The following is a 20,051-nucleotide window of genomic DNA, read 5'->3' as shown; positions in this document are numbered from 1 at the left end:
CCGCTGGGCGGAGCGTCGGCACGTCCGGTGCTCCGTACAGTGGGCGGCGTGAGTCGCCGCCCGCCCGTGCCCGTCCGCAGGTGCCGGTGAGGGTCGCCGACCTGGCCGGGCGACGGGTCGGCGTCTGGGGCCACGGGCGCGAGGGACGCGCCGCCGTCCGTGCCGCCGTGGGCGCCGGCGCGGCGGGTGTCGTCGTCGTCGACACCGTCCCGCCGGACCCGGCGCAGCTGCCGCCCGGGGCCGAGGTGGGCGCGGACGTCGCCGCGCTGGCCCGCTGTGACGTCGTCGTCCGCTCGCCGGGGATCAGCCCCTACCGCGAGGACGCCCGGGCGCTGGCCGCGCGCACCACCGTCACCTCCGGCACGGGCCTGGCGCTCGCCGAGTTCGGGGCCCGGGCGGTGCCGACCCTCTGCGTCACCGGCACCAAGGGCAAGAGCACGACCAGCGCGCTCGCCGCGGCGGTGCTGGACGCGGCCGGCCGGCCCGCGGTGCACGCGGGCAACATCGGCACGCCGCTGCTCGACGTCCTGCTGGACGGCGCCGTCGGCGACGGGACGACGCTGGTGGTCGAGATCTCCAGCTACCAGGCCGCGGCCGTCGACGACTTCGCCGGGTGGGGCGCGATCACCTCGCTGGCCCCCGAGCACCTCGACTGGCACGGCGGCGTCGAGGCCTACTACCGGGACAAGCTGCACGTCTTCGCCGGGTGCGCGCCGGGCTCGGTCGTCGTCGGCGTCCAGGCCCGCACGATCGCCGAGCGGTACCTGGAGCCCGCGCTGCTGGTCGACCCGGGCGACGTCGTCCCGGCGGCGGAGCTGGCCGGGTTCCGCCCCGAGCACCTGCCGGGCGTGCACAACGTCGCCAACGTGCACGTCGCGCTCGCCGCCTGCGTCCGCATGGGCGTGGACCTGCGCGCCGACCGGGACGCCGTCCGTGCCGCGGTCGCCGGGTTCCGGGCGCTGCCGCACCGGCTGTCCCCGGTCGCCACACGCGACGGCGTGACGTTCGTGGACGACACGCTGAGCACCACACCGGTGTCGGTGCTGGCCGCGCTGGAGGCGTTCGCCGCGCAGCAGGTCACCCTCATCGCCGGCGGGCAGGACCGCGGCCTGGACTACACGGACCTGGCCCGCGCCGTCGTCGCCCGGGACGGCGCGGTGCGGGTCGTCACGGTCCCCGACACCGGCGCCCGGCTGGCCGCCGACGTCCGGTCCGCCGCCGCCGAGCGCGGGTCCGAACCCCCGGTCACCGAGACCGCGGGCCTGCCCGAGGCCGTCGCCGAGGCGGTGCGGACGACGCCGGCCGGCGGCGTGGTGCTGCTGTCGCCGGGCGCCCCCAGCTACAACCGCTACCGCAACTACGAGGAGTTGGCGCGGACCTATGAGCAGATCCTCCGGGACGCCGGTGCGCAGCGCGTCTGAGGCCGCGGACGTGGAGCCGGGCCGGTCGCCGGTCCCCGACGGGGCCTTCGTGGTGGCGGAGCGCTCGCTGGACCTGACCACGGGCGAGGCCGCCTTCACCTACCGGCTCGGCCAGGACGAGTTCACCGAGCGGCTGGTCCTGGACACCGAGGGGGTCGCCGACGTCGACCTCGCCCGGCTGGACGCCGCGCTCGACCTCGTCCACCTGGTGATGGGCACCAGTTACTACAAGCTGCGCGCGCCCGGCCGGGTGACGGTCACCCGGCCGCTGACCGCGGCGCAGCTCGCCGTCGCCGAGGCCGCCTACACGCACGGCCTCGGCGAGTTCGCCGCGGTCAACCGGCTGCCGGTGCCGCACGCGGTGGAGTTCGACGTCGGGCTGCGGCCGGCCGACCCGCCGCCGGCGGACGCCGCCGGCGCCGGCGCGCTGCTGCCGGTCGGCGGCGGCAAGGACTCCGCGCTGGCGCTCGTGGTCGTCTCCCCGGCGACCGCGCTGGCGATCAACCCGACCGGCGCACAGCGCGACGTCACCGCCGCCGCGGGCGTGCCCCTCATCGGCGTCCGCCGGCGGCTGGACCCCCTGCTGGCCGAGCGGACGGCGGCCGGGGGGCTCAACGGGCACGTGCCGGTGACCGCGATCAACTCGGCGATCTCCACGCTGGTCGCCGTCCTCGGGGACTTCGGGCCGGTGGTGTTCGCCAACGAGCGCTCCGCCGACGAGGAGACCCTCGAGGTCGACGGCGCCCGGGTGAACCACCAGTACTCGAAGTCCTACGAGTTCGAGCGGCTGTTCGCCGCGGCCGCCGCCGAGCTGGGTGTCGGCTACTTCAGCCTCACCCGGCAGCTGTCGGAGCTCGCCACGGTCGCCGCGGTGGCCGCGCTGCCCGCGCTGCGGGGCGAGATCCTCAGCTGCAACCGCTCCTACACGCAGGCGCACCTGGGCGGTGAGGCCACCCAGCGGTGGTGCCTGCACTGCGACAAGTGCCTGTTCACCTTCCTGTGCTTCGCCGTCTTCCTCACCCCGGACGAGGCGCGCGCCATGTTCGGCGGCAACCCCCTGGAGGACCTCTCCCTCGTCGACGGGTTCCGTGTCCTGTGGGCCACCGAGAAGCCCTTCGACTGCGTGGGGGAGCGGGCCGAGAGCGCCGCGGCCATGGCACATCTGGCGCAGAGCACGGCGTGGGGCGGGTTCCCGGTGGTGCGGGCGCTGGGGGAGGAGGCGGCGTCCTTCGCCCGGGTGACCGGCGCGACGGTCGCCGGGTTCCTGGAGCCGCACGGGCCGCACGCCGTCCCCCCGGCGTACCTGGAACCGCTGCGGCGGGTCCTGGCGGAGGCCCGCCCGCCGGTTCCGTGACCGAGCTCGCGAGGTCGCGCGAGGACACGGCGACGCCGGTCACCCGGCTGACGGGCGCCGGCGGGCAAGGCGCGTGAACGAGCGCCTCGCCGCCATCGAGCAGGCGGTGCTGCGGCCCGGCGCCCGCGACGTCACCGCCCTGGGGGCCGCGGTCCGCGGCCAGCTCGGACGGCTGGCCGCCGCCCTCGCCGCGGCCGGGACGGCGGGGAGCCGCGTGGGGCTGGTCACCGGGGTGCACATCGCCTGGGCGCCGGCACCGGCCGCGGAGACCGACGGGCCGGTCGGCACCGCCGTGCTCGCCGCGGCGCTCGCGCGGATCGGTGCGGACCCGGTGGTGGTCACCGACGACCCCTGTGCCGAGGTGACCGGCGCCTGCCTGGACGTCCTCGGCGCCGGGCGGCTGTCGGTCGTCCCGCTGGGGGCCGACGCCGCGGGGGTCGCCGACCGCATCGAGGCGCTGGGCCCGTCGCACCTGGTCGCCGTCGAGCGGCTGGGCCCCAACGCGGAGGGGCGGGTCATGACGATGCGGGCGGTGGACATCACGGCGGCCACCGCACCGCTGCACGCGGCCTTCGCCCGGCCGGGCCTGGTCACCGGCGCGGTCGGGGACGGCGGCAACGAGATCGGCATGGGGAACGTGCCGGCCGCGGTGGTGGCGGCCGAGGTGGCGCACGGGGAGCGGATCGCCTGCCGGGTGCCGGTGGGGGCGCTGGTGGTGGCCGGGACGTCGAACTGGGGCTGCTCGGCGCTGGTGGCCGCGCTCGCCGTCCTGGTGCCCGAGCACGCCGCGGCGCTGCGGGCGCTGCTGGACCCCGCCGTCGACGCCGCCGTGCTGGACGCGGCCACCGCGGCCGGGGCCGTCGACGGCGTCACCGGGGTCCCGGGGGCGACGGTGGACGGCGTCCCGGTGCCCGCCTACGCCGACCTGCTGGCCGGACTGAGGGACTGCGCCCGGGCATAGGCTCGACCGCGTGGCCGACTCGCACCGCACGGAGCTCGCCGCCCCGCTGGCCGAACGCCTGCGGGCGCGCGGCCTCCGGCTGACCACCCAGCGCCAGCGGGTGCTGGCCGCGGTCGCCTCCCTCGAGCACGCCACGCCCGAGGCGATCAGCGCCCGGCTGCGCGAGGAGGCCGGTCCGGGCGGCGCCGCGCCCGACACCTCGACGGTGTACCGCGCCCTGGAACTGCTCGAGCGTCTCGGCCTGGTCTGGCACACCCACCTCGGCAAGGGGGCGCCGGTCTACCACGCCGCCGAGCACCCGCACCTGCACGTCGTCTGCCAGGGCTGCGGCGAGATCTCCTCGGCCGACCCCGCGCTGCTCGACACCGCCGCGGAACGTCTGGCCGCCGACCTGGGTTTCCAGCTGGACGTGGGGCACGTCGCGCTGTCCGGGACGTGCCGCGCCTGCCGTGAACGCGCTGGAACGGAGAACACATGAGCACCTCGCCCCTCCTCTCGCACCCCGGCGCCGTCGCCGTGCAGGACGGGTCCGTCCCCGCGCACTACGGCGACCCGTTGCGCGAGCAGCGCGCGCTCGCCGAGGGGGCGGGCCTGGTCGACCGCAGCGACCGCGACGTCCTGGCGATCCCGGGCCCCGACCGGCTCTCCTGGCTGCACAGCCTCACCACCCAGCACCTGGACCGGCTGGCCGACGGCGCCGGCACCGAGGCCCTGCTGCTCTCGCCCAACGGGCACGTCGAGCACCACCTCGTCCTCGCCGACCTCGCCGGCACCACCTGGGCCGACGTCGAGCCGGGGTCGGGCGAGGCGCTGCACACCTTCCTCGACCGGATGCGCTTCCTGCTCCGCGTCGAGCCCGCCCTCGTCACCGCCGGGTGGGCGCTGCTGTCGCTGGTCGGGCCGCAGGGGTCCGCCGTCCTGGCGGCCGCCGGGCTGCCGGTGCCGGCCGAGCCGTACGCGGTGCTCCCCGTGGACGGCGGCGGCTGGGTGCGCCGCATGCCCCCGGTGGGGGACGGGGCCGACGTCGTCGACCTGCTGGTCCCGCGGTCGGAGCTGGGCGCGCGGGCCGGGGCGCTGCTCGCCGCCGGGGCGACGCCCGCCGGGCTGGACGCCTACGAGGCGCTGCGCGTCGAGGCCCGCCGGCCGCGGGCCGGCGTCGACACCGACCACCGCACGATCCCCAACGAGACCGGGTGGCTGACCGGCGCCGTCCACCTGGACAAGGGCTGCTACCGCGGGCAGGAGACGGTGGCGCGGGTGCACAACCTCGGCCGTCCGCCGCGGCGGCTGGTGCTGCTGCACCTCGACGGGCTCAGCGAGGAGCTGCCCGCCCCGGGGACACCGGTGCGCAGCGGCACCCGCGAGGTGGGCCGGGCCGGCACCGTCGTCCGGCACCACGAGCTCGGCGTCGTCGCCCTGGCGCTGGTCAAGCAGTCGGTGGCGGCGGACGCCGAGCTGACCGTGGGCGGCGCGCGGGCGGCGATCGACCCGGACGACGTCCCGGCGGAGCTCGACGACACTCGCGCCGCGGCCCGCGACAGGATCCGGGCCGTCCGGTCTGCGACGATCGGCCGGTGAGCCCGAGCACGCTGATCACGGTCGCCCCCACGGGGGCGGAGTCGGCCAAGGCCGACGTCCCGGCGCTGCCGGTGACCGTCGAGGAGGTCGTGGCCACCGCGCGGGACTGTCAGGCGCTGGGTGCCTCCGTCGTCCACCTGCACGTCCGCGACGCCGAGGCGCGGCCCACGCTGGAGCTCGGCCGGGTCCGCGAGGTGGTCGCCGCCGTCCGCGAGACCACCGACCTGGTGGTGCAGCTGTCCACCGGCGGAGCGGTGACCGACCCGTTCGACGCGCGCCTCGCCGTCCTCGACGCCGAGCCCGACGCCGCCTCGCTGTCGCTGGGCACGGTCAACTTCGGCCGCGACGTCTTCAGCAACCCCTGGGACCTCATCGTCGAGCTGCACACCCGGATGCAGCAGCGGGGCATCGTGCCCGAGTACGAGGTGTTCGACCTCGGCCACCTGGCCACGCTGGCCCGGCTGCTGGACCGGTACGGCCCGCCGCACGGCGGCCACGTGCACGTCGACCTGGTCATGGGCGTGCCCGGCGGGATGCCGGGGACGACGCAGGCGCTGGCCGCCTGCCTGCCGCACCTGCCACCGGGGGCGACCTTCGCGGCGACCGGCGTGGGCCGGACCTCGCTGCCGGTGATGCTGGCGGCGCTGTCGGCCGGCGGCCACCTGCGGGTCGGCATGGAGGACACCCTGACCTACGCGCCCGGGGAGCCGGTGCGCGACAACGCCCAGCTGGTGGCCCGCGCCGCCGGCCTCGCCCGGATCGCGCAGCGCCCGCCGACGACCACCGCCGAGGCCCGCGCCCTGCTGGGCATCTCCCACCCGTCCCCCTCGCGCACGACCGTGGAGGCTGCCCCGTGACCCCCGAACCCACGCCCGCCGGCGGCGCCGCCGTCGACGCGTTGCTCGACCCCGGCTTCCTCGAGGACGCCGTCCGGCGCCCGATGGCCGACGTCCGGCGGCTGCGCCGCCAGGCCGAGCAGGAGGAGGTCAACCTCTCCTACACCCGCCGGCTGCTGCAGGGCCGTCTGGACATCGTGCGCCGCGAGCTGCAGCGCCGCGCCGAGCACGACGGCCGCTCCCTGGTCGACCTGCTGCCGGAGATCCTCGCCGAGAAGGGCCGCGGCCCCGCGCACGGCCTGGGCCGGCACCAGACGGTGCAGCCGGCCGCCCCCGAGGAGTACGAGTCCTGGGTCAACGGCCTGACCCGCGGCATCGACCTGTCGGCGGTCCCCGATCTCGGCGACGCCGACCTGGAGCAGGCCGCCCGGGCCCTGGCCGCCGCCGAGAGCTCCCTGTCCGAGCGCCGCCGCGGCGTGCAGAGGGTGATGGACGGGCTGGCCGCGGAGCTGGGCCGGCGCTACCAGAACGGCGAGGCCGACGTCGCCGCGCTGCTGGCCGACGAGGGGCGGCACTGACCGCCGTCACCCGTCCCGGCTCCGCGCCGGTGACGCCGGCCGACTGGCCGGAGAACCCGGTGCTGGTCGAGGTCTGGCGCTCGGGGTTCCTCGAGTCGGTGCACCGCGGGGCGGTGGTCGTCGTCGGTGCCGACGGGGACGTGCTGTTCTCGGCCGGGGACGTCGACCGGCCGGTGCTGCCGCGGTCGGCGAACAAGCCGGTGCAGGCCACCGCGATGCTGGCCGCCGGTTGGACGCCGCGCTCCGGGGAGGAGCTCGCCGTCGGGGCCGGCTCGCACTCGGGGGAGGACGCGCACCGGGAGCTCGTCGCCGGCATGCTCGCCGCCGCCGGCCTCTCGCCCGACGACCTGGCGTGCCCGCCGGCGCTGCCCGTCCACGACCCCACGTTCGCCGCCTGGCTCGCCGGCGGCCGGGAGCCGGAGCGGCTGGCCATGAACTGCTCCGGCAAGCACGCGGCGATGCTGGCCGCCTGCGTCGCGGCCGGCTGGCCGACCGAGGGCTACCTGGACCGGGGCCACCCGCTGCAGGAGGCGATCGAGGCGCGGCTGGGCGAGGCCGCCGGCGTCCCGGTCGGCGCCGTGGTCGTCGACGGGTGCGGGGCCCCCCAGCACGCGCTGCCGCTCACCGGCCTGGCGCGTGCGGTGTCGTCGCTGGTCGAGGCGCCCCCGGGCAGCCGCGAGCGGGCGGTGGCCGACGCGATGCGGGCCCACCCGTGGTTCGTCGCCGGTACCGGCCGGGAGGACACCGGGCTCATGCGGGCCGTCGACGGCCTGCTGGTCAAGGGCGGGGCGGACGGCGTGCACGTCGCGGCGCTGCCCGGCCGTGGCGCGGTCGCGCTGAAGCTGGACGACGGTGGCGACCGCGGCCGCACCCCGGCCCTGTGCGCGGGCCTGCGGCGGCTCGGCGTCCCGGCGGAGCAGCTGGCGCCGTGGTCGCTGGTCCCCGTGTCGGGTGGGGAGGACGTGGTGGGCGAGGTGCGTTCGGCCGCGACGGCGCGGAGTTGAGCCGGACCGCACGGGTGTGAGGCGGCTCACGCCGGGGCGCTAGCTACACCGCTTGCAGGAGCTAGCACCCGGGGTTAGCGTCGAGGTCGTGCAGAAGCCCGGCGAGTTCGTCCGCGAGCAGGTGACCACCGTCCGCGAGAAGGTGGACCAGCTGGCGGGCAGTGTCGCGGAGACCGTCGCCGCCGAGCGGTCCAAGGTCTCGGCGACGAGCTCGCAGGTGGGTGACTTCATCCGGGAGCAGCGCAACGCCGCGCGGGTGTCCCTCCGCGAGCTCGCCCGCAGCGCCGGGGTGAGCAACCCGTACCTGTCCCAGGTGGAGCGGGGCCTGCGCAAGCCGTCGGCGGAGATCCTCGCGGCCATCGCCAAGGGCCTGGAGATCTCGGCCGAGACGCTCTACGAGCAGGCCGGGATCCTCGACCGCCGCGCCGGCAACCCGGACACCGTGGCGGCGATCCGGAACGACGAGTCGCTCTCCGAGCGGCACAAGGCGGTCCTGCTCGAGCTCTACGAGACCTACGTCCGCGAGCACGCCGCCACCGCACCCGCTGCACCGACCACGGTCCCGAGCACCACCCCCACCCCGAGTTCCGCCAAGGAGTCCGCATGAGCACCACCGAGACCCTCAAGAAGGTCGGCGAGACCGTCGCCGTCCAGAACAAGACCGTCCTGCTGGCCGCCGTCGGCGCCGGTGACCTCGCCGTCGAGCGCGCCCGCGCCGCCGTCGGGACGCTGCGCTCGCGCGCCGAGGCCCTGCCCGGCGAGGCCCAGGTCCAGGTCGACCTGGCCGCCAAGGAGGCCCGCACCCGCGCCGAGGAGGCCGCCGGCCGCGCCCGCAGCGCCGTGCAGTCCGCCCGCACGTCGGCCCAGCACGTGGCCGCCGCCGTCCGCCCCGAGTCGGTCAAGAACACCGTGACCGGCCTGGTCAGCACCGCCCGCACCCAGACGGTGGCCACCATCGAGTCCCTCGCCGTCCGCGGCGGCGAGGTCGTCGAGGAGCTGCGTCGCCAGCCGACCTTCCGCAAGGTCGTGTTCCGCGCCGAGCGTGCCGTGGACGCGGTGGAGGACCGTCTCGAGGAGGTCCTCGAGGAGACCGCCGAGACCGTCGCCGAGGCCTCCAACGAGGTCACCTCCGTGGCGCAGAAGGCCGCGGCGAAGACCGCCAAGGTCGTCGACGCCGCCGAGGAGAAGACCGCGCAGGCCGCCGACGCCGCCAAGGCCACCATCGGCGAGGCCGACGCCCCGGCGCCGGCCAAGCCGGTCAAGAAGAGCTCGGCCGCCCGCAAGAGCAGCCCGGCCAAGGCCTCGGCTCGCGTCACCCGCGCCCGGACCGCCAAGCCGGCCGACCCGACGGCCGTCCCCGCCAAGAGCGACGCCTGACAGAGGACCCCTCTGCCCCCGCCGCCGCACGCTCGCGGCGGGACCCTGCAGAGGGGCCGCGCACAGGGCCCCGGAGCGCACCGCGCCCCGGGGCCCTGTGCCGTCGGGGGAGTCCCCGGTGACCGGTGGTCGCCGACTCCCCTGACGGGGTGGCGCCGTGCCGGGACGCCGCGGGTGACCCGGACGGCGGCCGCGCGACGGGTACCCTCCGGACATGCTGTCCTTCGACGGGGTCATCTACCTGGGGCTGTACTACGGGGCCCTGGCACTGACCGCGTACGCTCTCGTCGACGCGCTGATCCGGCCGGCGGCCGGCTACGTCGCGGCGGGGAAGCTGACCAAGCCCGCCTGGGCGGCCATCACCGGGCTCGCCGTGCTCGTCGTGTTCTGGCAGGGGCCGATGAGCTTCCTCGGGCTGCCGGCGATCATCGCCGCGATCGTCTACCTGGTCGACGTCCGGCCCGCGGTGCGCGGGCTGCGCCGCGGCGGGAACAGCTGGTGACCGTCAGCCCCGGTCCGCGGGCATGACGATCCACAGCACCAGGTAGGCGATGAACTGCGGCCCGGGCAGGACGCAGGAGAGCACGAACGCCAGGCGCAGGCCGCCGGCCGACAGGCCGTAGCGCCGGGCGATCCCCGAGCAGACACCGGCGATCACCTTGTTGCGGGTGTCGCGACGGAGCGGAGGGCGGACGGGCGAGGTCATGCGCCCGACCCTACGGTCCCGACGTGCTCCTGCGGGCAGTTCTCGGTGACCTCACCCGCGCCGACGTCGACGTCGTCGTCAACGCGGCCAACCCCGGACTGCTCGGCGACGCCGCGCTCGCGGCGTTCGAGGCCGCGCTCAGCGACTGAAGACGCCGTCCGGGGGCTCCGGCGAGGCCACGGCGTCGGCGTCGTGCACCGGCTGCGCCCTCCCGGCGAACCGGTCCAGGTCGGCGCCCTCGACCACCCGGCCGGGCATGGGGTCGGCGGCGCACCGGCGCACCAGTGCCGGGACGGGGAGCTCGGCGTCCGAGGCGACCGCCACGAGGTTGCCGAAGCGGCGGCCGCGCAGCGTGCCCGGCTCGGCCAGGAGGCACACGTGCGCGAACACGGCGCGCAGCGTCGCGGCCTGGACGCGGGCGAAGCGCAGCGGCGGCCCGTCCGCGACGTTGACCGCGTACACGCCACCGGGGCGCAGCACCCGCCGCGTCTGCCCGGCGTACTCCACGCTGGTCAGGTGGGCGGGGGTGCGGGCCCCCGCGAAGACGTCACTGACCACCGCGTCGGCACTGCCGGCCGGCAGCGCCTCCAGCCCGGCGCGGGCGTCCGCGGCGCGGACCCGGATGCGCGCGCCGCGGGGCAGCGGGAGGTGGGCGCGCACCAGGTCGGTGAGCGGCTGGTCGATCTCCACCACGCGCTGCCGGGAGCCGGGGCGGGTGACCGCGACGTAGCGGGGCAGGGTGAGCGCCCCGCCGCCCAGGTGGACGACGTCGATCGGCGCGCCCTCCTCCGCGGCGAGGTCGAGCACGTGGCCGATCCGGCGCACGTACTCGAACTCCAGGTGCCCGGGGTCGTCGAGGTCCACGTGCGACTGCGGTGTCCCGTCCACCATGAGCACCCAGGAGCCGTCGCGGTCGGCGTCGCCGAGCAGCTCGGCGGTGCCGCCGGCCACCGGTGTGGGGCCGGGGGGCACCACCCCGGGTACGGGGCGCCGGGTCATCGGCCGCGCAGCAGGCACTCGGCGGCCGGGTCGCCGGTGACGGCGACCTCGGCCGGACGGCCCCACAGCCGGCGCAGCAGGTGGGTGACGGGCGCCTCGAGCCGGGCGTCGGCGGGGGAGTCGCCGTCGCGGACCTCGACCGCGCCGTCGGTGATCCGGACGAGCCACGCGCGGCCGGTGTCGACGCTGCGCACGGCGACGCTCGCCGTGGCGGTGCGCACGGGCTCGGTGTGCGCCCAGCGGGGGACGACGACGCGCAGCACCTCGTCGACGCCGTCCTCGGCCAGCTCCGGGTCGACCTCGGTGACCGGGACGCCCACGGCCACCTCGAGGTCCATCCGGTGGACGGTGAGCTCGTGCGCCTGCCGGCGGGCCCACGAGGCGGCGGTGCGCTCCGCGGCGGGGCTCATGTGCCAGCAGGGGGAGTCCGGCGGTGTCGCCCGCAGGGCCTCCACGAGCCCGGCCAGGCCGGCGGCGTACCAGTCGAGCAGGCCGTCGGCCGGCGGTGCGGGTGGCGGAGCCGGGGGCGCGGTGGTGCCGGCGCACACGATGGCGGTGGCCCACCGGTGCACGGCACCCAGGTGGCCGACGAGGTCGTGGACGGTCCAGGCGGGGATCCACGGCACCGGTGTGCGCCAGTGCGCCGCCGTCAGCCCGGCCTCGATCTCCTGGCCCAGGACGCCGAACCGCTCGCCCTCCTCGACGACGGCCTCGATGCAGCGCTGGCGCAGCGGCTCACCTCCCAGGGACCTCACGCCCCCATGGTGCCCGACCGCGCGAGATCGCCGATCCCGCCCGGTCCGACGGCCGCATCCCCACGGGCTCGCCGGTCCCGCCCGGCTCAGGCCCGGGCGACGGCCGACCAGCGGACGGTGACCTCGCCGTGCCGCCACCGCCGCGAGGTGCCGACGACCGGCCAGCCCTGGTCGGCGAGCGACTGGACGGCGGCGGTCCAGCGCTGCCGCGGGCCGAAGGTGGACAACCCGGCGGCGGTGGCCCAGGCGGCGTCGAACGTGCGCAGGAACTCGTGGACCGGCTGCCCCGGGACGTTGTGGTGGATCAGCGCCTTGGGCAGCCGCTCGGCGAGGTCGGAGGGCCGGTCCAGGTCGGCGACCCGCGCCGAGAGGGTCAGGGTGAGGGGTCCGTCGGCGTCCAGGGCCACCCAGGCCGCCCGCCGTCCCCACTCGTCGCAGGTGCCCTCCACCAGCAGACCGCCGGGCCCCAGGGCGGCGCACATGGTCTCCCAGGCGCGGGCCGCGGACTCCTCGTCGTACTGGCGCAGCACGTTGAACGCGCGCACCAGCACCGGCCGCAGCCCGGCGAGCTCGAAGCCGCCCACCCGGAAGTCCACCCGCGGGGGGTCGCGGTCGTCGGCCACGGCGGCCACCCGCTCCGGGTCGATCTCCAGGCCCACGACCTCCAGGCCGTGCACCTCCGGGCCCAGCCGGTCGGCCATCTCCAGCGTCGTCACCGCCGACGCGCCGTAGCCCAGGTCGACGACCAGCGGCCGGGCGGCGTCCCGCAGCCGGGGGACCTGCGTGGCCAGCAGCCAGCGGTCGATGCGGCGCAGCCGGTTGGCGTTCGTGGTGCCCCGCGTCGGCAGGCCCAGCGCCCGCGCGCGGCCGGCCGCCAGGCGGGGGTTGGCCTTCTTCGGGGTGAGGACGGCTCGGCGTTTGTGGTCCCCGCCTCCCGCCTCGCTCACCGGTCCAGAGCGTAGACCCGGTTAGCGTGGAGCCGTGCAGGTCCGACGGAACGCCCCCCTCGCGGAGCTGACGACGCTGGCGGTGGGCGGTCCCGCCGAGCGGCTCGTCGAGGTCACCGACGCCGACGAACTGGTCGCCGCCGTCCGTGACGCGGACGAGGCCGGCCGGCCACTGCTGCTGCTCGGCGGCGGCTCCAACCTGATCGCGCCCGACGAGGGCTGGCCGGGGGACGTCGTCGCCGTCCGCAGCCGGGGGATCGAGCGCACCGGGGCGCAGCTGGTGGTCCAGGCCGGGGAGCCGTGGGACGACCTGGTCGCCGCGACCGTCGAGCAGGGCCTGGCCGGCATGGAGGCGATGTCGGGCATCCCCGGCTCGACCGGTGCCACGCCCGTGCAGAACGTCGGCGCCTACGGCCAGGAGGTCGCCCAGGTCATCACGGCGGTGCGCGTGTACGACCGGGCGGAGCAGGCCGAGCGGGTGCTGACGCCGGCCGAGTGCGGGTTCGCCTACCGCGACAGCCGGCTCAAGCGCGAGCCCGGGCGCTTCGTCGTCCTCGAGGTCACCTTCCAGCTGGCGCCGGGGCAGCTGTCCCGCCCGGTGGGCTACGCCGAGCTGGCCCGCCGGCTCGGCGTCGAGCTCGGGACGCCCGCCCCGCTGGCCGACGTCCGCGCCGCCGTGCTGGAGCTGCGCCGCGGCAAGGGCATGGTCTGGGACCCCGCCGACCCCGACAGCCGCAGCGCCGGCTCGTTCTTCACCAACCCGATCGTGCCGGTCGCGCAGGCCGTCGACGGCTGCCCGAGCTGGCCGGCCGGGGACGGGCACGTGAAGCTCAGCGCCGCCTGGCTGGTCCAGCACGCCGGCTTCGGCCGGGGCACGCGCGAGGGGCGGGTCGGGACGTCGTCCCGCCACAGCCTGGCGCTGACGACGGCGGACGGCGCCACCGCGGCCGAGCTGCTCGCCTTCGCCGACAAGGTCGTGACCACGGTCCACGAGGAGTTCGGCGTCACCCTCGAGCGCGAGCCCACCGCCGTCCGGCCGTAGCCCTGGGCCCTCCGGGCACCGCCCCGAGAGTGCGAGGGTGGGGGGCCTCCTACTGCCGGAACACCTTGTGCTGGGCGGCCTGGGCGCGGGGGCGGACGACGAGCAGGTCGACGTTGACGTGGTGCGGGCGGGTGAGGGCCCAGGCGATGCAGTCCGCGATGTCCTCGGCGACCAGCGGCTCGCGCACCCCGCGGTAGACCGCCTCCGCCTTCTCCCGGTCGCCGACCCGGTTCAGCGTGAACTCGTCGGTCTTCACCATGCCGGGCGCGATCTCGACCACCCGCACCGGCTGGTCGAACAGCTCCAGCCGCAGCGTCTCGGCCAGGGTGTGCACCGCGTGCTTGGACGCCGTGTAGGAGGCGCCGCCCTCGTAGCTGATCAGTCCGGCCGTCGAGCCGACGAACAGCAGGTCACCGGCGCCCGAGGCGATCAGCGCCGGCAGCAGCGCCTTGGTGAGCCGGACGGTGCCCAGCACGTTGACGTCGTACGTGCGCGCCCAGGAGTCCAGGTCGGCCTCGGCGACCGGGGCCGCGTCGAAGGCCCCGCCGGCGTTGTTGACCAGCACGTCCACGCCGTCCAGCGCACCCACGAAGGTCGCCACCGAGTCGGGGTCGGTGAGGTCCAGCGGCAGCGCCCGCGCGCCGATCTCCTCGGCCAGCGCGGTCAGGCGGTCCATCCGCCGCGCTCCGAGGACGAGGTCGAACCCCTCCGCGGCCAGGCGGCGCGCGGTGGCCGCCCCGATGCCGCTGGAGGCGCCGGTGACCACGGCGGTGCGGCCCTGACCGGGCAGGACGGGAGGAGCGGAGGGAGACTGGGCTGAGGGGCCGGGCATGAACCCCATCCTGGCGCTGTTGCAGGATGGAGAGTCGAGCGGGTGCCGTCGGGTGCCCCAGCCGAGGCGGGAGGTCGGACGTGGCCGCTCGCCGACGTCCCCGGTCGGCCGTGCCCAGGCGGGTGGCGACGCTGTCGGTGCACACCAGCCCGCTGGACCAGCCCGGCGCCGGCGACGCCGGCGGCATGAACGTCTACATCGTCGAGGTCTCCCGCCGGCTGGCCGCCCGCGGCATCGAGGTCGACGTCTTCACCCGCGCCACCTCCAGCGACCTGCCGCCGGTGGTCGAGATGAGCCCGGGCGTGACCGTGCGGCACGTCAGCGCGGGCCCGTTCGAGGGGCTGGGCAAGGAGGAGCTGCCCGGGCAGCTGTGCGCCTTCACCGCCGCGGTCCTGCGCGAGGAGGCGCAGCACGAGCCGGGCCACTACGACGTCGTCCACTCGCACTACTGGCTGTCGGGCCAGGTGGGCTGGCTGGCCCGCGACCGGTGGAGCGTCCCGCTGATCCACACCGCGCACACCCTGGCCAAGGTGAAGAACGCCGCGCTGGCCGCCGGTGACCGGCCCGAGCCGCAGGGCCGGGTGATCGGCGAGGAGCAGGTGGTCGCCGAGGCCGACCGGTTGATCGCGAACACCGACGACGAGGCCCGCCAGCTCGTCGACCACTACGCCGCCGACCCCCGCCGCACCCTGATCGTCCCGCCCGGGGTCGACCTCGACCGGTTCACCCCGGGCGACCGGACGGCGGCCCGCCGTGCCCTCGGCATCGCCGACGACGCCGTGGTGCTGCTGTTCGTCGGCCGGATCCAGCCGCTCAAGGCCCCCGACCTGCTGCTCGAGGCGGCCGCGCGCATGCTGGCCGACGACCCGGGGTTGCGCGGCCGGCTGCAGGTGCACGTCATCGGCGCGCCCAGCGGCTCCGGTCTGGAGGCCCCGCGCCAGCTCGAGAAGCTGGCCGGGGAGCTCGGCGTCGGCGACCTCGTCCGGTTCCTCCCGCCGCAGCACGCCGAGCGGCTCGCCCAGCACTACCGCGCGGCCGACGTGGCCGTCGTCCCCAGCCACAACGAGTCGTTCGGCCTGGTGGCGCTGGAGGCCCAGGCCTGCGGCACCCCGGTCGTGGCCGCCGCGGTGGGGGGCCTGCGCACCGCCGTCCGGGACGGCGTCTCCGGGGTGCTGGTCGAGGGCCGCCGCCCCGACGACTACGCCGCCGCGATCCGCGCGGTCCTCGCCCGCCGCGAGCTGCTGTCGGCCGGCGCCCGCCGGCACGCCGGCTCCTTCTCCTGGGAGCGCACCGTCGACTCGCTGGTGGCGGCGTACACCGCCGCGGCCGAGGAGATGGCGGCCGCGGCCCGGCAGGCGGCGTCCGGCCCGGTGCTGCGCGCGGCCCGCGGGCTGGGGACGGTGCGGGCGCTCGGCGCCCAGGTGGCCCGGTGAGCGTCGAGCAGCTCGACGCGGTCATCGAGCAGACGCTGCGGGCGGCCGAGCTGGTGCACGAGCACCCCGCACCCGGCCGCTGGCTGGTCGACCTGCCCGGCACCCAGAAGCTCAAGACCGTCTGCGGCCTGGTCGTCGGGCAGCACGCGCTGCGGGTGGAGGCCTTCGTCTGCCGCCGGCCCGACGAGAACCGCGAGCAGCTGTGGACCTACCTGCTGCAGCACAACGCCCGCATGTACGGCGTCGCCTACTCCATCGACAGCGTCGGCGACGTCTACCTCACCGGCCGGCTGCCGCACGCGGCGGTGACCCCCGAGGAGCTCGACCGCATCCTCGGCGCGGTGCTCAGCTACGCCGACGACCACTTCAACACCATGCTGGAGATCGGCTTCGGCACCTCCATCCGCCGGGAGTGGGAGTGGCGGGTCAAGCGCGGCGAGTCGCTGCGCAACCTGGAGGCGTTCGCCGACTTCGCCGACCCGACGCGGAGGTCCCGTCCCGCGGCCGACGCGGACTCCGGGGCGTGACGGCGACCGACCGCACGCCGGCCGCCGCCACGGAGGAGCGGCCCGGTCACGCCCGCCGCTGGTGGGTCCTGGCGACCATGACGGTCTGCCTGCTCGTGGTGATCATGGGCAACACCACGCTCAACGTCGCGATCCCGACGCTGCAGCGGGAGCTCGGCGCCACGCAGGGCCAGCTCCAGTGGGCGGTCGACGCCTACATCCTGGTCTTCGCCGGCCTGCTGTTCTCCTGGGGTGTGCTCGGTGACCGGATCGGCCGCCGGACGGTGCTGCTGCTCGGGCTGTCCATCTACACCGTCGGCTCGCTGCTGGGTGCGTTCAGCGACAGCCCGGTCGAGCTGATCGTCTGGCGGGCGGTCATGGGCATCGGCGGCGCCGCGGTGCAGCCGGCCACCCTCGCCGTCATCACCAACGTCTTCCCGCCCGGCGAGCGGGGCCGGGCCATCGGCATCTGGGCCGGGGCCGCCGGGCTCGCGGTCGCCGGGGGCCCGCTGGCCAGCGGCGCGGTGCTGGAGCACTTCTGGTGGGGCGCGATCTTCCTCATCGCCGTCCCGGTGGCCGTCGTCGGGATCGTGGCCACGCTGCTCGTCGTCCCGGAGTCGCGGGACCCGTCCCCGGGCCGGCTCGACGTCCCCGGGGTCCTGCTGTCGATCGCGGCGCTGGTCGGGCTGGTCTACGGGATCATCCACGGCGGCTCGGGGGCGGGCTGGTCCTCGCCGGGCGTCCTCGTGCCGCTGGTGGGCGGCCTGGTGCTGCTGGTCCTGTTCGTGCTGCTGCAGCGGCGCTCCACCCACCCGGCCCTGGACGTCTCGCTCTTCGGCAACCGGGCCTTCTCCGCCGCCGCGGTGGCCCTCGGGCTGAACTTCTTCGCCCTCATGGGCGCGACGTTCTACCTCGTCTACTACCTGCAGGGCGTGCGCGGCTACGGGCCGCTGGACAGCGGCGCCGCGCTGATCCCCATGGCCCTGGGCATGGCCCTCACGGCGCCGGTGACGTCGCGGATCGCGGAACGGCTCGGCACGAAGCTCGTCGTCGCCACCGGCTTCGGGCTCATCACCACCGCCGTCCTGGGGTTCCAGCTGCTCGACGCCGGCTCACCGCTGTGGCTGCTGCTGGTCGTCCTGTCGGTGCAGGGGCTCGGCATGGGGGCGGTGATGGCGCCCACGACCGAGTCGATCATGTCCGTCGTCCCCCGGCACAAGGCCGGCGCGGGCGCGGCGGTGAACAACTCGGTGCGCCAGGTCGGCGGCGCCCTCGGTGTCGCCGCGCTCGGCTCGCTGCTGGCGGCGTCCTACTCGGCCCACCTGGGGGACGCCGTCGACGGGCTGCCCGCCGCCGCCCGGGCGGAGGCGAGCACCTCGATCGTGGCCACCCTGGAGGCGGTCGAGGCGGCCCGGACCTCCGGGGACGCCGAGGTCGCGGCCGCCGCGGCCGGCGTCGTCGGCCCGGCCCAGGACGCCTTCGTCTCGGCCATGCACCTGACCGCGGTGGGCACCGCGGCGGCCACGCTGGTCGCCGCGGTCGTCGTCCTCGCCTGGCTGCCCGGGCGCCGGCGGCCGGCCGGTCAGGACGCGGTGCCGGCCCACCAGTAGGTCGTCGACGTCCGCGGCCGGTCGTCCCGGAACCGCCGCATGGCCGCGGCGACCTCGGGTCCACGCTCCACCGGCAGGCACAGCCGGCGGCGGGTGAAGGCCAGGACGACGTCGCGCGGGGCGTCCTGCCACGGGTCCGGCCGCGATTCGGTGGCCGAGTCCGCCGCGATGCCCAGCTCGGCGAGCACCTCCCCGAACAGCGCCGCCGACGGCCCGGCGGGGCGGTCCTGGCCGTGGAAGTGCCGCCACAGCGCGCCCATCGACGTCCACGGGTGGACGTCACCGAGCTCCACCACCACCCGCCGCCGGGCGTGCGCGGTCAGCGCGGCCACGAACTCCTCGACGTCGGGCACGTTGTAGGCGACGTCCGCGGCGACGACCACGTCGGCGGCCGGCACCTCCGCGGCGACGTCGGGCCACCGGCCGCACCACGTGCGCACCGGCGTCGGGGCGGCCGCCGCGCGGTAGCGCTCCAGCATCTCCGGTGAGGAGTCCACCGCCAGCAGCTCCCTCGCCCCGACCGGGATGCTCGCCGCGCCGCCGCCGCAGCCCACGTCGAGCACGCTGGAGGGGGCCACCTCCCGCGCGGCGTCGACGGCGCGCCCGGGACGGCGGTCGCTGCCGAACAGCCCGGGCGGGAAGCCGTACGGCGACTCGGGGGCGGCGGCCAGGATCTCGGGGTCGATGGCCCACGCGGCCAGCTTGTCGCGCCAGCGCTGCACAGCGGTCACCATCCGATGGTGCCCTGCCGCTCCGGCCGCCCGGCAGGGCCCCGCCGCGGGCGTGCGAGTGGTGGCGGCAGGGGGGTCCTTCTAGCGTGACGCCGGTGCAGCAGGAGGAGCCCGCGCAGCAGCGCTTCGTCCGGGCCCTCGCGGGCGTGGTCGCGGCGTCGGCGCTGGCGTACCCGATCCTGCTGTGCGCGGTGGAGCTGGCCCTCGCCCAGCTGGTCGTCGTCGACGTCCCCGCCGTGGTGCTGTGGATGGCCGTCGCGGTGGCCTGCAGCGTCGCCGTCGTCGCGGCGTTGCGCTGGGGAGCCGCCCGCCCGGTCCGCAGCCCGTGGCTGCTGGCCGGCCTGGTGCCGCCGGCGGCCTTCGAGCTGTGGGTGGTGTGGCCGCTGCTCACCGGGTGAGGGACCCCCGGAAGGACCTCGTCCTCCCCGTCCTCCGCGAGCTCGGGGCGGGACCGGGGACGAGGCCGACCGATCCCTCGGCGCGTTCGGGGCGAGCCTCGGGACGGGGCCGACGACGAGCCGCACCGGATCGGGCAGGATGGCCCCGTGACGAGGACACCCCCCGGGACGCTGGTGCTGCTCCGCCACGGCGAGAGCGAGTGGAACAAGGCCAACCTGTTCACCGGGTGGGTCGACGTGCCGCTGTCGGAGAAGGGCCGCGTCGAGGCGGCCCGCGGTGGTGAGCTGCTCGCCGAGCACGGCCTGCTGCCGGAGGTCGCGCACACCTCGGTGCTCAAGCGGGCCATCACCACCGCGGAGCTGGCGCTGGCTGCGGCCGACCGGCAGTGGATCCCGGTCAAGCGCTCGTGGCGGCTCAACGAGCGGCACTACGGCGCGCTGCAGGGCAAGGACAAGGCCGCCACGCTCGCCGAGTACGGCGAGGAGCAATTCACCGTGTGGCGCCGCTCGTACAGCACCCCGCCGCCGCCCATCGAGGCCGGCAGCGAGTACGCCCAGGACGGCGACCCGCGCTACGCGATGCTGCCGCCGGAGGTGCGCCCGGCCACCGAGTGCCTGGCCGACGTCGTCGTCCGGATGCTGCCCTACTGGTACGACGCGATCGTGCCGGACCTGCGCGCCGGCCTGACCGTGCTCGTCGCCGCGCACGGCAACAGCCTGCGGGCGCTGGTGAAGCACCTGGACGGGATGGGGGAGGACGAGGTCGTGGGGCTCAACATCCCCACCGGCGTCCCGCTGCGCTACGACCTGGACGACGAGCTGCGGCCGGTCAAGCCCGGCGGCGAGTACCTGGACCCCGAGGCGGCCGCCGCCGCGATCGAGGCGGTCAAGAACCAGGGCAAGAAGTAGCCCGCGCACACGACAGTGGCCCCCTCTCCCGACGTGAGAGGGGGCCGCTGTCGTGTCGGCCGGGGACGGCACCC

Annotated in this window: 24 protein-coding genes; 18 read left to right on the top strand and 6 right to left on the bottom strand. The window is 76.6% G+C overall.

Annotated features, from left to right (window positions below; genetic code table 11):
• Nucleotides 1–86: 86 nt before the first annotated feature.
• The 11 genes from murD to ACI78V_RS01295 all read left to right on the top strand — a co-directional run bounded on the left by murD (nucleotide 87) and on the right by ACI78V_RS01295 (nucleotide 9,611).
• Entirely contained in the window at nucleotides 87–1,421 is a 1,335-nt protein-coding gene (murD, locus tag ACI78V_RS01345) for a UDP-N-acetylmuramoyl-L-alanine--D-glutamate ligase (RefSeq protein ID WP_456848150.1), read from the top strand.
• The gene (locus ACI78V_RS01340; RefSeq protein ID WP_456848148.1) at nucleotides 1,381–2,775 is read left to right on the top strand and encodes a hypothetical protein; all 1,395 of its coding nucleotides are present in this window, start codon (nucleotides 1,381–1,383) and stop codon (nucleotides 2,773–2,775) included. Before murD ends, ACI78V_RS01340 begins: the two co-directional genes overlap by 41 nt.
• A 73-nt stretch (nucleotides 2,776–2,848) precedes the next feature.
• Nucleotides 2,849–3,736 (top strand): glutamate cyclase domain-containing protein, encoded by an 888-nt coding sequence (locus ACI78V_RS01335; RefSeq protein WP_456848146.1) that lies wholly within the window; start codon nucleotides 2,849–2,851, stop codon nucleotides 3,734–3,736.
• Between the two features lie 10 nt (nucleotides 3,737–3,746).
• A complete protein-coding gene (locus tag ACI78V_RS01330; protein ID WP_456848144.1) occupies nucleotides 3,747–4,214 on the top strand; it encodes a Fur family transcriptional regulator in 468 nt (155 codons plus the stop codon).
• On the top strand, nucleotides 4,211–5,314 hold the full coding sequence (ygfZ, locus tag ACI78V_RS01325; protein WP_456848142.1) for a CAF17-like 4Fe-4S cluster assembly/insertion protein YgfZ: 1,104 nt from the start codon (nucleotides 4,211–4,213) through the stop codon (nucleotides 5,312–5,314). The genes ACI78V_RS01330 and ygfZ overlap by 4 nt, the downstream gene beginning before the upstream one ends.
• Nucleotides 5,311–6,171 carry a 3-keto-5-aminohexanoate cleavage protein gene (locus tag ACI78V_RS01320; protein ID WP_456848140.1) on the top strand — a complete coding sequence of 287 codons (861 nt, stop codon included), beginning with the start codon at nucleotides 5,311–5,313 and terminating at the stop codon, nucleotides 6,169–6,171. The genes ygfZ and ACI78V_RS01320 overlap by 4 nt, the downstream gene beginning before the upstream one ends.
• Nucleotides 6,168–6,728: an RsiG family protein gene (locus ACI78V_RS01315; RefSeq protein ID WP_456848138.1), complete on the top strand. Its 561-nt coding sequence runs from the start codon at nucleotides 6,168–6,170 to the stop codon at nucleotides 6,726–6,728. The genes ACI78V_RS01320 and ACI78V_RS01315 overlap by 4 nt, the downstream gene beginning before the upstream one ends.
• A gap of 29 nt (nucleotides 6,729–6,757) precedes the next feature.
• A complete protein-coding gene (locus ACI78V_RS01310; protein ID WP_456848136.1) occupies nucleotides 6,758–7,732 on the top strand; it encodes an asparaginase in 975 nt (324 codons plus the stop codon).
• A gap of 88 nt (nucleotides 7,733–7,820) precedes the next feature.
• Entirely contained in the window at nucleotides 7,821–8,339 is a 519-nt protein-coding gene (locus ACI78V_RS01305) for a helix-turn-helix domain-containing protein (RefSeq protein ID WP_456848134.1), read from the top strand.
• Nucleotides 8,336–9,109: a hypothetical protein gene (locus tag ACI78V_RS01300; protein WP_456848132.1), complete on the top strand. Its 774-nt coding sequence runs from the start codon at nucleotides 8,336–8,338 to the stop codon at nucleotides 9,107–9,109. The genes ACI78V_RS01305 and ACI78V_RS01300 overlap by 4 nt, the downstream gene beginning before the upstream one ends.
• Nucleotides 9,110–9,323: 214 nt before the next feature.
• Entirely contained in the window at nucleotides 9,324–9,611 is a 288-nt protein-coding gene (locus ACI78V_RS01295; protein ID WP_456848130.1) for a DUF2516 family protein, read from the top strand.
• A gap of 3 nt (nucleotides 9,612–9,614) precedes the next feature.
• Here the strand turns inward: ACI78V_RS01295 and ACI78V_RS01290 are convergent, their stop codons facing one another.
• Complete coding sequence (locus ACI78V_RS01290) at nucleotides 9,615–9,815, bottom strand: PspC domain-containing protein (RefSeq protein WP_456848128.1); 201 nt, start codon at nucleotides 9,813–9,815, stop codon at nucleotides 9,615–9,617.
• A gap of 23 nt (nucleotides 9,816–9,838) precedes the next feature.
• On the opposite strand from ACI78V_RS01290, the gene ACI78V_RS01285 reads away from it, so the two are divergent.
• Nucleotides 9,839–9,964 carry a hypothetical protein gene (locus ACI78V_RS01285; protein ID WP_456848126.1) on the top strand — a complete coding sequence of 42 codons (126 nt, stop codon included), beginning with the start codon at nucleotides 9,839–9,841 and terminating at the stop codon, nucleotides 9,962–9,964.
• Here ACI78V_RS01285 and ACI78V_RS01280 read toward each other — a convergent pair.
• From ACI78V_RS01280 to ACI78V_RS01270, 3 genes are all read right to left on the bottom strand, one after another.
• A complete protein-coding gene (locus ACI78V_RS01280) occupies nucleotides 9,954–10,790 on the bottom strand; it encodes a spermidine synthase (protein ID WP_456848124.1) in 837 nt (278 codons plus the stop codon). The genes ACI78V_RS01285 and ACI78V_RS01280 overlap by 11 nt on opposite strands.
• Before the next feature lie 20 nt (nucleotides 10,791–10,810).
• A complete protein-coding gene (locus ACI78V_RS01275) occupies nucleotides 10,811–11,569 on the bottom strand; it encodes a maleylpyruvate isomerase family mycothiol-dependent enzyme (RefSeq protein ID WP_456848122.1) in 759 nt (252 codons plus the stop codon).
• A gap of 86 nt (nucleotides 11,570–11,655) precedes the next feature.
• Nucleotides 11,656–12,516 carry a class I SAM-dependent methyltransferase gene (locus ACI78V_RS01270; RefSeq protein WP_456848120.1) on the bottom strand — a complete coding sequence of 287 codons (861 nt, stop codon included), beginning with the start codon at nucleotides 12,514–12,516 and terminating at the stop codon, nucleotides 11,656–11,658.
• Between the two features lie 34 nt (nucleotides 12,517–12,550).
• On the opposite strand from ACI78V_RS01270, the gene ACI78V_RS01265 reads away from it, so the two are divergent.
• The gene (locus tag ACI78V_RS01265; RefSeq protein ID WP_456848118.1) at nucleotides 12,551–13,558 is read left to right on the top strand and encodes a UDP-N-acetylmuramate dehydrogenase; all 1,008 of its coding nucleotides are present in this window, start codon (nucleotides 12,551–12,553) and stop codon (nucleotides 13,556–13,558) included.
• Nucleotides 13,559–13,607: 49 nt separating this feature from the next.
• Here the strand turns inward: ACI78V_RS01265 and ACI78V_RS01260 are convergent, their stop codons facing one another.
• Nucleotides 13,608–14,390, bottom strand: coding sequence for an SDR family oxidoreductase (locus ACI78V_RS01260; RefSeq protein WP_456848116.1), 783 nt, complete (start codon nucleotides 14,388–14,390; stop codon nucleotides 13,608–13,610).
• 80 nt (nucleotides 14,391–14,470) lie between these two features.
• Between ACI78V_RS01260 and mshA the strand changes: the two genes are divergently transcribed.
• From mshA to ACI78V_RS01245, 3 genes are read left to right on the top strand one after another with little or no spacing between them, the layout of a single operon-like run.
• Nucleotides 14,471–15,823 (top strand): D-inositol-3-phosphate glycosyltransferase, encoded by a 1,353-nt coding sequence (gene mshA, locus ACI78V_RS01255; protein WP_456848114.1) that lies wholly within the window; start codon nucleotides 14,471–14,473, stop codon nucleotides 15,821–15,823.
• Complete coding sequence (locus ACI78V_RS01250; protein ID WP_456848112.1) at nucleotides 15,820–16,350, top strand: YbjN domain-containing protein; 531 nt, start codon at nucleotides 15,820–15,822, stop codon at nucleotides 16,348–16,350. Before mshA ends, ACI78V_RS01250 begins: the two co-directional genes overlap by 4 nt.
• Nucleotides 16,347–17,939: an MFS transporter gene (locus ACI78V_RS01245; protein ID WP_456848110.1), complete on the top strand. Its 1,593-nt coding sequence runs from the start codon at nucleotides 16,347–16,349 to the stop codon at nucleotides 17,937–17,939. Before ACI78V_RS01250 ends, ACI78V_RS01245 begins: the two co-directional genes overlap by 4 nt.
• On the opposite strand, the gene ACI78V_RS01240 is transcribed toward ACI78V_RS01245, so the two are convergent.
• Entirely contained in the window at nucleotides 17,912–18,670 is a 759-nt protein-coding gene (locus ACI78V_RS01240; protein WP_456848108.1) for a class I SAM-dependent methyltransferase, read from the bottom strand. The two genes, ACI78V_RS01245 and ACI78V_RS01240, sit on opposite strands and share 28 nt — an antisense overlap.
• A 95-nt stretch (nucleotides 18,671–18,765) precedes the next feature.
• Here ACI78V_RS01240 and ACI78V_RS01235 point away from each other — a divergent pair, with 95 nt between their 5' ends.
• Complete coding sequence (locus ACI78V_RS01235) at nucleotides 18,766–19,068, top strand: hypothetical protein (RefSeq protein ID WP_456848106.1); 303 nt, start codon at nucleotides 18,766–18,768, stop codon at nucleotides 19,066–19,068.
• A 147-nt stretch (nucleotides 19,069–19,215) separates the two neighbouring features.
• Nucleotides 19,216–19,977 carry a phosphoglyceromutase gene (locus tag ACI78V_RS01230; protein ID WP_456848104.1) on the top strand — a complete coding sequence of 254 codons (762 nt, stop codon included), beginning with the start codon at nucleotides 19,216–19,218 and terminating at the stop codon, nucleotides 19,975–19,977.
• The last annotated feature ends 74 nt before the right edge of the window (nucleotides 19,978–20,051 follow it).

The sequence above is a fragment of the Geodermatophilus sp. SYSU D00742 genome, from assembly GCF_054049935.1.
This window is presented reverse-complemented; position numbering and strand designations above follow the sequence as displayed.